Below are 10526 nucleotides of genomic sequence, written 5' to 3' on the forward strand. Positions count from 1 at the left end.
TCCGGCCGCCCGGTCCCGGCCGGTGTCAGTGGGCGGGGGCTTCGCCCGAGCCGAGGCAGGTCAGGCAGAGGGCTTCCTGCCGGTCGTCGCTGAGGCGCTTGCGGCGACCGCCGACCTGGAAGGACTCCGAGGTCTGCCCGGCCCGGCAGTCCGGGCACGGCGTCGGGGCGGGCTTGCGGCGGCGGGTGGTCTTCCGTTCGGCCATGGCGTCCTCTCTTTGGGCATGGCTCGGGTAGGGACCTGGCGCGAGGCGGTCGCGCCGACCGGTGGAGCGGGGGTGCTAGTCGGTGACCGGGCGGGGCTTGACCAGCGACGGACCGGTCGCCGGCGCCTCGGCGGGCACGTAGGGGCGGAAGGGCTCCAGGGCGGGAAGGTCCGGGACCAGGTGGGCGAACCTCCGGCAGACCGCGACGACGTCCGCGCGGGAGGTGTGCGGGGTGCGGATCTTCGACCAGCCGCCCGTGGAGTCCGCGGCGACGGCGGTGCCGGGGCGTTCCATCGGGATCAGGCCCGCGACCGGCACCGCGTCCGGGGCGACGTCGGCCAGGCCCATTTCGGCGGTCTGTTTGTCGTTGACGCGGTGCACGACGCGGCCGGTGAGCTGGGCGCGGAGCATGGTGGCTCCCTTGCCCAGGTCGGAGCCGAAGCGCTGCCCGCAGATCTCCAGGTGGATGCCGACCGCGCGGGCCATCTGCGCCAGCCGGATCAACGCGGTCACGATCTTCTCGCGGCGTTCCTCATCCTTCTTCGCGGAGATCAGGAACAGTTCCGCCACCTCATCGACCAGGACCACGACCGGCACCGGCCGGGCGTCCGCGGGCAGCTCCCACACGTCGGAGACGCCGTGCCGGCTCAGCAGGTCGAAGCGGGTCTCCATCTCCGCCACCAGCACCGCCAGCAGCGAGGCCGCGTCGTCCGGGGTGGTGACCAGCGCCGACAGCCGGGGCGCGAACGCCCTTTGTTCGACACCGCGTTTGCAGTCGATCCCGACCAGCGCCACCGGCAACTGCGCCAGCCCTTTGATCAGGTTGCGCAGGTACATCGACTTGCCGGAGTGGTTCGCGCCCAGGGTGAGCGCCATGGGGGCCTTGCGGTAGTCCCGCTCGAAGGCGGTCCCGTCCTCCCGCAGCGCCACCGGCACCACCAGGTCGTGCGGCGCGGCGTGGCGCGGCATGCGCACCCGGCGCAGCACGTCATAGCCGGTCATCCGCAGTTCCACGAACCCGGGCTTGGTCTCCACCACGGTCACCGCGTGCACGCCCCAGGCGTGCCGCAGCCGCTCCGAGGAGGCGATCACGTCGGCGGGCTCCAGCCCGGCCGGCAGCCGCAAGGTGACCCGCAGCCCGGTCGAGGTCGGGCGGATCCGGCGGATCTTCGGCGGGACCGGCTGCACCTCACGGCGAACGACGTTGCGGGTCATGAACGCCCGCAGGCCCGACGGCTGCACCGTCAGCCCGCACACGTCCATGGTCGACCGGTAGGAGAGCGCGAACCGGCCCCAGGTGACCGGCATCCCGACCAGCGACCAGTACACGCGCGGCGCGTGTACCTTCGCGTAGCCGAGACCGCCGGCGCCCGCTACGGCTCCCGTGGCCTCCAGCCACATCGTCAGGTCGGCCATGGTCAGGCCGCCGCCGTGATCGCGACCGCGCGGAACGAGATCCCGTGCCGCTTCTGGCCGTTGAACTCGTTCTCCCAGTCCCGCGCCTTCAGCCCGACGACCCGGACCGGCATGCCCGGCACCAGGCCCTCCGAGATCCCCGTCTCCGGGACGGTCACCTGGTACAGGTTCCCCTCCCCCTCGTCCGAGACCAGCAGGCCCACGGTCGACAGCCCCGCGCCGGTCTCCCGATCCATGGCCCGTTCCCCGGTCTTCTGGTTGACCAGCTTCGGCACCGGGGCGGTCGCCACGAACACCACAGCGGTCGACGTGTCGATCTTGAACGACGGCATAGCGGTCCCCTCGTCCCTGAGGTCGCCCCTTGTGAGCAACCTCTCTAGAGATGACTCCATAAAACGGCACCTCTCTAGAGATGTCAACACGTCTCTAGAGAGGTTTCAGGTTGGCCGCTGAGGCGAGCCACCAGTTGGGGTGAACAGACGATCGCCCCTAAGGTGTCTAGAGAAGAGAGGAGGGATCACATGGCCACCCAGGGCAGCGGACGCCAGCCGAAGTACCAGCGCATCGCGGACGAGCTGAGGGAAGCGATCCAGGCGGGCGAATACGGCCCAGGTGATCGGCTACCAGGAGAAAACGACCTCATGGCCACCTACGAAGTGGCCCGCATGACTGCACGGCAGGCGCTCGGCGTGCTTCAGAACGAGGGTCTTGCGGAGTCTCGTAAGGGCGCCGGCGTGTTCGTGCGCGACTTCAAGCCGCTCAGGCGGCGGGGCATTCAGCGGTTGTCTCGTGATCAGTGGGGTTCGGGACGATCCATCTGGTCAGCAGACATCGAGGACCGCACTTTGGTGGTCGACCAAGTGCAGGTCTACGAGGCAGACGCACCCGAGCGGATCAGCCAGGTACTCGGTATCGAGGCCGACGCGCCGGTGTGCGTGCGCAGCCGCCGTTTCGTCCTGGACGACAAGCCTGTCCTGCTGGCCACGTCCTATCTGCCCGCGGACCTGGTGGCGGGTTCGGCGATCACCCAGGAGGACACCGGCCCCGGGGGGACCTATGCCCGTTTGGCCGAGCTCGGTTACAAGCCGGTGCACTTCCGCGAGGAGATCCGTTGCCGGATGCCGTCGCAGGAGGAGGCGAGCCGACTCCAGCTCTCCACGGGTACTCCTGTGATCATGATTTGCCGTACAGCATTCGCGGATGAGGGACGCCCGGTCGAGGTGAACGAGATGACCCTCGACTCCGCCTCGTATGTGCTGGAGTACGACTTCGACGCCTGATCAGTCGGCCCAGGTCTGCGCCCTCCGTGCCACGCCGTAGATGTGCGCCACCTGGTCGGTGGAGAGCGTCGGTGAGAGCCCCGACAGGACCCGGCCGAGGGCTTCGACATCCAGGACGAGTACCGGAGGGTTCGCACCCTTGACGGTCAGCTTCGACGCGTGCACCACGGAGATCACGGGGCGGACGGGAACGCCGACTCCACAGTGCCGGGACAGGGCACGGGACACGCGGCGCGCTTCGGATTGGCTGGCTGCGATGTGGCGGGTCGGGGCGCCGTTCACCGTGATGGCGGCATCGCCGTACCAGACGGACTTCCCCCGGTGTCGTTTGGAGTTGATGGAGAAGACGCCGGCGGGGCCTATGGCGAGGTGGTCAACGTCTGCGCCGCTCGCCCACTGAATGGCGTGGAGGAGGAACCAACCACGCCCCCGGAGCCTGCCCAGCCTCCGAGCCGTGAGCCGTTCGCCCGCGAGCCCGTCCGCCCAACTACGAATCTCCGAATCGGGCCGCCAGCGGTCGATCACTCTCAGCACGGGGTTCGGCTGCAACTCCTGGATCTTGCGGCGCACCGCGTCACCCGGCCGGTTCCGTGCCAAGTCATCCGGTAACGGCTGCACCTTTCCCCCTCCCGCAAGCCATCGTTGCCAGATCACCACGGAGGCATTACCAGCGCCAAGACCCGTCTCGGCCATGAGCTGTTACAGGTTTCTCTACCTCATCAAGCCCCGGCTGCGCTCCGCTCCGCCGGGCGCGCTTCCCGGCTCCGCTCCGGGCGCCGCTCCTGCCTTCGGCCCGCTTCGCCCGCGCTGCGCCGACGCGCGCCCTGGTGAGGGTTGGCCGGCGGCATGAGGTCAGAACACGTCGTGGCTGGGGCGGTCGGCTCCACGGCTTTAGGCAGCCACTTTGGGGCGAGCCTCGAAGATCATGGCCCCAACGTCGTGCTTTAACGGGCAGGTCCACAGACTGCCCGACGCGCCGGAAGCTTACGGGGCCATGATCACTCGCCCCAAAGCAGCTCCCGCCCAAAGCCGCTCCACCGACCTCTCTTATGACACTACGGTTCGCCGCATTTACCTCTCTATACACCCAATTTGGATTCCAGGTACTTCTGAAGCGCACTGAGTCCGGCGGCTTCAACCGTGTCGCGTACACGCAACAGGAAGGCACTCAACTTTGCCTTCGCGCCCAACCTCTCCGCCTGCCGAGCATCTGGATCTTCTAGCTCATGAACGGCACTTTCCAAGGCACCCGCCTCGGCACCACCATGAGTTGCGATCAGCTGCAGTAGCTCCTTTGCTTCAGGCCCAAGATTCACACTCCCCTGAATGCTTTGCACAACAGTACCTTGCAGACTGTGAAAGATCTGCTGATTTACATTGATTGTGGCCCCAGCTGGGAAATGAGGCATCGATGTCGCCGAAATAACACCGATACTATTCGACGCCGTGGGATTTGGAGTCAGAGAGCTTACGAAGCTGTCGAGAACTACCGAGTCAACTTCTCCCCCTTCAGAAATGTCAAGCAACTCCGACTCAAGCCTGTGCCGAATGGACAGCATGCGAGCTTCCCGCTCGTGCCGCAAATCCGTATTGATGCGACGCACCGACCGCCCGTAGCGCGTGACGATGTCGGCAGCCGAGGCTTGACCCAAGCCTCGAACTGCTAGTTCGGCCTCGGCGGAATCAGGATCAACGGCGCACAGGTCCAAAAAGTCAGAAAACTCGCTGAATTTTTGCGACATCTCTTGAGGTAGAAGATTAGCGTCCCCAAAAAATTCGTAAACACGGCCCGCCGCCGTAGAGTATCCATCCTGCCGAACAGAATGTCGCCCAACCTGCGTAAGCCAGTCATGAAAAAGCGCCAAGAGTCGGTCGGCTTCAGCGGCGTACAGGCGCCCAGCAGGGACATAGACCCTGAAAAGGAGATTACTCTCGTAGTCGTCAATAAAAGATGCCGCGAGTGTGGACATCTCGGCGTTGCTCTTGTAAGGAGTGAGGGATACGTTCGCGTCATCCAGGAGCGCGAGGACGGTTTCCCTTATTTCCTCAGAGGGCGGCGTATAGAAATGATTCTTAAGCCACTCTACATAGCTCTCATGCACAAGGGGATCTTCATCCTCGCCCTCCACGGCATAGCTTTGAGCAAAGGCATCGAGATCGATTCCCTCAAGCACAGCCGTATGAACAAAGATCATATGGGGTTTCTTACCTACGGCACCAAAAAGCTGCGGAATCACTTCGGCGTGATCCTCGCTTTCGGCGATAAGCCTGAAGAGAGGTGCCGTAAGTTTCCCCAGCACAGCAGTAAGCGAGGGGTCCTCAAGGAGCTGAACAGTTTTCTCCCAGTTTGAGGGCAGCGAATAAAGACTCTTCCGCTTATAGGGAATCCCTGCAACTTTCAGTCTGTTAGCAGAGAACTCTCTATCATCCGTACCGATGAGCAGAAATGATGACTGCTGCACGCTCGCGCTCCCCCCAGAAGATGCCAACACCCCACGAAGACGACTGTAGCGTCACGAACTGGCGACGGACGAGTACATGAGTGGGCCGGCATGACAGGCTTCGCGACGCCGCGCTTCCCAGCATCGTGACGGCATCGACAACGGATGACTGAGGAGCGGGATGGCCCGGCATGATGTCGCTACACACACCAAGGCACCCCACTTGGGCCGTCTATGGGCCGTGCGGGGGTGCTCAACGATGACAGACGACGACAACCCGCAAAGGCTCCGCCCCTGGTCGCGCACTGTGTAGCAGACAGCGACGCAGGTGCCGTTCAGCGAACCTGAGTTGAGGAAGTCCAGAGCTTCGGCGCAGGATGGCCGACATGACCTCCAGCCCGCGCCCCCTCCTGAACCGCCGGCTCGCCGAGTTCGGGACGACGGTCTTCGCCGAGATGTCCGCCCTGGCCCTGCGGACCGGGTCCATCAACCTGGGCCAGGGGTTCCCCGACACCGACGGCCCCGAGGAGGTCCGGGAGGCGGCCGTACGGGCGCTGCGGGACGGCCGCGGCAACCAGTACCCGCCGGGCCCGGGCGTCCCCGAGCTGCGCACCGCCGTCGCCGCGCACCAGCGGCGCCGCTACAACCTCTCCTTCGACCCCGACACCGAGGTCCTGGTCACCGCCGGCGCCACCGAGGCGATCGCCGCCGCCCTGCTCGCCCTGGTGGAGCCCGGCGACGAGGTGGTCGCCCTGGAGCCGTACTACGACTCCTACGCGGCCTGCGTCGCCCTGGCGGGCGGCCGGCGCGTGCCGGTCACCCTGCGCCCGCGGGACGGCCGCTTCCGGCTCGACCTGGACGAACTGCGCGACGCCGTCACCGACCGCACCCGGCTGCTGCTGATCAACACCCCGCACAACCCGACCGGCACCGTCCTGACCCGCGAGGAGCTGGCGGCGATCGCCGAGCTGGCCGTGGAGCGCGACCTGCTGGTGATCACCGACGAGGTGTACGAGCACCTGGTCTACGACGACGCCGAACACGTGCCGCTGGCGACCTTCCCCGGCATGCGGGAGCGGACCGTGACCATCTCGAGCGCCGGCAAGACTTTTTCGTTCACCGGCTGGAAGGTCGGCTGGATCACGGCCGCGCCGGAGCTGGTGACGGCGGTCCGCTCGGCCAAGCAGTACCTGACGTACGTCTCCGCGGGCCCGTTCCAGTACGCGGTCGCCGAGGCCCTCGCGCTGCCGGACTCGTACTTCGACGGTTTCCGCTCCGACCTCCAGCGCAAGCGCGATCTGCTCGGCGACGGCCTGCGCGCTGCCGGGTTCGAGGTCTACCAGCCGCAGGGCACGTACTTCATCACCACCGACATAACCCCCCTCGGTGAGAAGGACGCCTATGCCTTCTGTCGTGCGCTTCCCGAACGCTGCGGCGTCGTCGCCATCCCCAACTCCGTTTTCTACGATGCCCCCGACGTCGGCCGTAATCAGGTCCGCTTCGCCTTCTGCAAGAAGGACGGCACCCTCTCCGAGGCCGTCGACCGCCTGCGGCGCCTGGCGTCCTGAACTCCACTCAGGAGCGAGGGAGACGACAGGACAGTGCGGAAACACCCGGGACCGGTCCGGGAAGCTTCAAAGCCCGACTTCCGGACGTGTACGTCAACCCGAGACGGGCGCGTCGCTCGACCAAAAGGTCGACCGCACGTTCGGCGCCGGCAGCTCCTGCCCGGAATAGTCGGGGCCGTTCGGCTTGCTGGTCGGCGGAGCGACCTCGGACTTCTCCACACACGGGGTGGTGACGCTCAGGTGGGCCTGACCATTGGGCCCGATCAGGACTTCGAGCTGGAAGCCGTCCTGTGTCTTGAAGTGGGCCACGAGCCCGTTCGGACTCGTGGCGACGAGCTTGTAGCCCTTGCTCTTCCAGTGTCGTTCCAGCACGCCGAGGAAGCTGCCACGCCGCTCGGCAGAGATGATCGTCATGACGGCACGATCACGGTCTACATAGCAGTCGCCCGGCATGGAGTACCTATGTGTCCACTCGACGGGGGGCTTGATGGCTGCAAACGCCTCGTCCAGGATCTCATCCGCCCTGTCGGCGGCCTCTTGCAGGTTCATCTTCGATTGGCTTTCCTTACCTGAGGTCGCGGAACCCGTCGTGCCGCATCCGGTAAGAAGCAGTACCAGTGCTGCGACCACTGCAACCCTTCCCTTCATCGCGGCATCTCCCTTATGACGTATTCCGGATACCCTGCGACAATGGCAGCGATGTTTTGCGCGGAGATCTTGTCCTTTCCTTCTTCCGGAGTGAAGTAATTACTGTGGGCTTCGATATCGAACTTCGAATCCAAGAGGTCGGGGAAGGACGGCTGAACAAGCTCCGGTCCGGGCAGGGTCTCGAATCTGTTGGCACCGAACGCCTTGCTTGCAGGATCTCTGCCGAACCAGATGTCGTCGTCACCCCGGTCAGCGATCTCTCCTCCGAGGTACGCGCCGGGCGGCCCTCCCCCGAAGAATCCCATGGTTCCTGCCAAAGCTTCCTTCGGCGAGGGAAGCTTGGTGACGATGTCGTTCTCCGCCGCGCCCACCCAGACGTGCCCCTTGCCCACACCCAGGTCCTCCGCCTTGTCAACGCCGACGCCGGGACTTCCGACGAGGATGATGTCATCAGCGCCCGGAATCCCTCCCACCTCTTGCGTGGCGCCCCCTACCAGCCGAGATCCATAGGAATGCCCGATGGCGGTGACGTGAGGATCGGCGTTCTCATTGGTTGCCGAAATCGCGCTCATGAAGCTGTTGTACGCGGGGGCACCGCGCTCGGCGTCGTTCGCAGTCATCACGTCGATCGATTGAGGTGCATCGTAGCCGAGCCATACTATCGATGATGAGGACGCATCCAGCTTCTGGGCTTCCACAGCCGTATAGAAGGCGCGCTTCACTGTGCCATCGGCAAATTCAAAGTCGAGCTTGGTGCCCAGACCGGGAACATAAGCCGAGACGTTCTTTGAAGTGTCAGGGTTCCCGTAGGCGACGATCGCCCTCCCATTCCCTTCGAGACCGATCCCCAGGAGGAACATGGGTGGCTGACTTCCCGCATTGAGCTTCTTCTGGATCTCTTTCAATCCTTCGAGCTGTTCTTTGGACGTCTCATCGTGCCGGCCCTCCAACTGCGCGATGAGAAGGTGGATGTTCTCCCGGTTCACTTCGTCGCGGACCGCTGACGGGACCCCGTCCAAGTTGCCGATGATTTCCGGGAAGGCCGTCTTGTACTCCTCGCGCTCCTCATTGCTGAGGCTGTCCCACCACTCCTTGCGGTCGGCGGGTGACTTGCCCAACGGGATGTGGTCCTGGAGGTATTCACTGGCCGCTGAACTCACCGCATCGACATCGGATGCCACGTCCGCCCATGTCTTGGCGTCGACGTTCAGCCCCGGCGCCGCCTTGAGCTTGTTCAGCGCCTTGCTGTACCGGTCGTCGATCTCCTGGGCTTCCCGTACGGCGTGGGCGATGCGGTCCGCGATGTCCACGGCTTTGGCGTGGTGCGGGTTCGGGTTCTTGAACTGAGGGCTGTTCGGCACCAGCCCCGGTGGTTGAAACCCTGTGTCGTTGCCCGTGATCAGGCCGTTGTTGCCCAGAACAGTGCCGCCGGGGATCGGCTCACCGGTGAGTTCGCTCTTACCGCCGGCGGGATACGTGATGGTGCCGTCTTCGTTGACGGTGTATGCCAGCGCGGCCGCATCGTCCAGCGCCTCGGCCAGGCGTCGCTTGGGAGCGGCGATCTCGGACGAGAAGCCGTCAAGAGCTCCGGTGATCAGGCCGCACTCGACCTGGGTGTAGTGGAAGTTCTCCGACAGTTTCCGTAGTTGCTTGAGCGCCGCGTCCGCGGCCTCACCCTCATTGGCCTTCCGCATGGCCACGGTGATCTGCTTGTCGATCCGGTCCCTGGCCGCATCGGCCATGCTGCTGATCGCGCGGTACCCGTCCGCCGCCTCCGCGTACTCGGTCGGTTTGAGGGCCTTGAGCGTCAGGTGGTCCATGTGCTCGGGTCACCGCCCCTTGGCCTGGCCGCCGACGGGCGTGTCCTCGTAGTACTCGGTCTTCAGCTTGGCGATCTCGGCCTCGATGGCCTCATCGGTCCGCAGCTGGTCGCTGCCCGCTTTCTCCAGTACGCCAGCAAGCCCGTCGCACACCTCGCCCACGTCCTTGACATAGCGCTTCCAGGAGTCGTAGACGCCTTGCTGGGCCGCTGCGGTCAGGCATCCAGGCCCCTTCCCGAGTCCCGTCTGGCCCGACTCCACCTTCACCCACGCCTTGCTGAGACTTTCCCGCAATGACCCGACGCCTTCCCCCGCCTTGGTCCACGCAGCCTTGTCGGACCTCAGCTTGTCGGCACCGCCGCCCCTGTCCCCGGAACTGGTACCGCCTTGGTCGGCAGGCAATTGATTGAGTTGCGTCTGCGTGGTGTGCCGCTCGGCCGCCGCTGCCTTGAGTTGTTCCCACTCACCCCACGCCATGCGTGGTTCCTCCCCATGTTCGTCCTGTGTCGACGAGCAGATGCAGACCAGTAATGCCAGCGCTACGGCGACCAGGACGTACCGTAATTCCTTCGCACCACGGGCCCCATCCGTATCGGCCACCATGGCGTCTGAGTATGTGTACTCAGGTTGAACCCGGTCCTCGACAGCCGGTCCCTGCGCGAGAGCGACGACGTCGCCTTCTGCCGGGCCCTGCCGGAACGCGCGGGCGTCGTCGCCATCCCCACGGCGGTCTTCTACAACCACCGGGAGGCGGGCGCTCCCTTCGTGCGGTTCGCGTTCTGCAAGCAGCGACCGGCCCTGGAGGAGGCGGCGCGGCGGCTGAAGGGCGCGGGGCCCGCTGAGCAGGAACCGTCTCCGCGTTGGTGCGTGAGGCGGCGCCCTCGCGCATCGATCCGTCGCGCCGAGCTTTCTCACGGTCCTGGTCACTCAGCCCTGCGACCCCAACCACGTCTCGAAGTCGCTCAAGGCCTCGCCCATGGCGCCGAGGGACACGGGCGACGACTCGTACTGCAGGGAGAGGTTCAGGGAGACAGACGACAACAAGCGTCATTCGTGGCCGCCCTGTGGGCGCCCGGCGCGAAGGAGAAGGAGCGGCGCGTGCGTGACGGTCCGGGACCAGGTCCGGGCCGTCACGCACGCGCCGCTCC

At 65.4% G+C, this 10526-nt stretch carries 10 protein-coding genes and 1 pseudogene; 3 read left to right on the forward strand and 8 right to left on the reverse strand.

From position 1 onward, the window contains the following. Positions 1–25: 25 nt before the first annotated feature. The 3 genes from B7L92_RS13120 to B7L92_RS13130 form a co-directional block, all read right to left on the reverse strand. Positions 26–205 carry a hypothetical protein gene (locus tag B7L92_RS13120; protein ID WP_081237592.1) on the reverse strand — a complete coding sequence of 60 codons (180 nt, stop codon included), beginning with the start codon at positions 203–205 and terminating at the stop codon, positions 26–28. Between the two features lie 75 nt (positions 206–280). Continuing rightward, positions 281–1621, reverse strand: coding sequence for an FtsK/SpoIIIE domain-containing protein (locus B7L92_RS13125; protein ID WP_081237593.1), 1341 nt, complete (start codon positions 1619–1621; stop codon positions 281–283). 2 nt (positions 1622–1623) lie between these two features. Beyond that, positions 1624–1953 (reverse strand): SCO3933 family regulatory protein, encoded by a 330-nt coding sequence (locus tag B7L92_RS13130; RefSeq protein WP_081237594.1) that lies wholly within the window; start codon positions 1951–1953, stop codon positions 1624–1626. Positions 1954–2142: 189 nt separating this feature from the next. Here B7L92_RS13130 and B7L92_RS13135 point away from each other — a divergent pair, with 189 nt between their 5' ends. Continuing rightward, a complete protein-coding gene (locus B7L92_RS13135) occupies positions 2143–2901 on the forward strand; it encodes a GntR family transcriptional regulator (RefSeq protein WP_081237595.1) in 759 nt (252 codons plus the stop codon). Here B7L92_RS13135 and B7L92_RS13140 read toward each other — a convergent pair whose 3' ends face one another. Both B7L92_RS13140 and B7L92_RS40290 read right to left on the reverse strand, forming a co-directional pair. Beyond that, positions 2902–3594: a nuclease-related domain-containing protein gene (locus B7L92_RS13140; protein ID WP_081237596.1), complete on the reverse strand. Its 693-nt coding sequence runs from the start codon at positions 3592–3594 to the stop codon at positions 2902–2904. Between the two features lie 386 nt (positions 3595–3980). After that, positions 3981–5363 carry a hypothetical protein gene (locus B7L92_RS40290; RefSeq protein ID WP_143626314.1) on the reverse strand — a complete coding sequence of 461 codons (1383 nt, stop codon included), beginning with the start codon at positions 5361–5363 and terminating at the stop codon, positions 3981–3983. A 356-nt stretch (positions 5364–5719) separates the two neighbouring features. On the opposite strand from B7L92_RS40290, the gene B7L92_RS13150 reads away from it, so the two are divergent. Then, the gene (locus tag B7L92_RS13150) at positions 5720–6910 is read left to right on the forward strand and encodes a pyridoxal phosphate-dependent aminotransferase (protein WP_081237598.1); all 1191 of its coding nucleotides are present in this window, start codon (positions 5720–5722) and stop codon (positions 6908–6910) included. 93 nt (positions 6911–7003) lie between these two features. Here the strand turns inward: B7L92_RS13150 and B7L92_RS13155 are convergent, their stop codons facing one another. From B7L92_RS13155 to B7L92_RS13165, 3 genes are read right to left on the reverse strand one after another with little or no spacing between them, the layout of a single operon-like run. After that, a complete protein-coding gene (locus B7L92_RS13155; protein WP_255310926.1) occupies positions 7004–7540 on the reverse strand; it encodes a hypothetical protein in 537 nt (178 codons plus the stop codon). Positions 7541–7554: 14 nt separating this feature from the next. Beyond that, positions 7555–9378 (reverse strand): alpha/beta hydrolase, encoded by a 1824-nt coding sequence (locus tag B7L92_RS13160; RefSeq protein ID WP_081237600.1) that lies wholly within the window; start codon positions 9376–9378, stop codon positions 7555–7557. A gap of 9 nt (positions 9379–9387) precedes the next feature. Beyond that, on the reverse strand, positions 9388–9855 hold the full coding sequence (locus tag B7L92_RS13165; RefSeq protein WP_081237601.1) for a hypothetical protein: 468 nt from the start codon (positions 9853–9855) through the stop codon (positions 9388–9390). A 165-nt stretch (positions 9856–10020) separates the two neighbouring features. Between B7L92_RS13165 and B7L92_RS42300 the strand changes: the two are divergent. Further along, positions 10021–10203 (forward strand): annotated as a pseudogene (locus B7L92_RS42300) (aminotransferase); the annotation flags it as partial. Positions 10204–10526 lie beyond the last annotated feature (323 nt).

The organism is Streptomyces viridosporus (assembly GCF_002078235.1).
GTDB lineage: Bacteria > Actinomycetota > Actinomycetes > Streptomycetales > Streptomycetaceae > Streptomyces > Streptomyces viridosporus.

What these genes read in the sequence shown, in the direction of transcription:
- B7L92_RS13150 (WP_081237598.1), top strand. Translation starts at nt 5,720, where the DNA reads ATGGCCGACATGACCTCCAGCCCGCGCCCCCTCCTGAACCGCCGGCTC.
- B7L92_RS13165 (WP_081237601.1), bottom strand. Translation starts at nt 9,855, where the DNA reads ATGGCGTGGGGTGAGTGGGAACAACTCAAGGCAGCGGCGGCCGAGCGG.
- B7L92_RS13135 (WP_081237595.1), top strand. Translation starts at nt 2,143, where the DNA reads ATGGCCACCCAGGGCAGCGGACGCCAGCCGAAGTACCAGCGCATCGCG.
- B7L92_RS13120 (WP_081237592.1), bottom strand. Translation starts at nt 205, where the DNA reads ATGGCCGAACGGAAGACCACCCGCCGCCGCAAGCCCGCCCCGACGCCG.
- B7L92_RS13130 (WP_081237594.1), bottom strand. Translation starts at nt 1,953, where the DNA reads ATGCCGTCGTTCAAGATCGACACGTCGACCGCTGTGGTGTTCGTGGCG.
- B7L92_RS13160 (WP_081237600.1), bottom strand. Translation starts at nt 9,378, where the DNA reads ATGGACCACCTGACGCTCAAGGCCCTCAAACCGACCGAGTACGCGGAG.
- B7L92_RS13125 (WP_081237593.1), bottom strand. Translation starts at nt 1,621, where the DNA reads ATGGCCGACCTGACGATGTGGCTGGAGGCCACGGGAGCCGTAGCGGGC.
- B7L92_RS13140 (WP_081237596.1), bottom strand. Translation starts at nt 3,594, where the DNA reads ATGGCCGAGACGGGTCTTGGCGCTGGTAATGCCTCCGTGGTGATCTGG.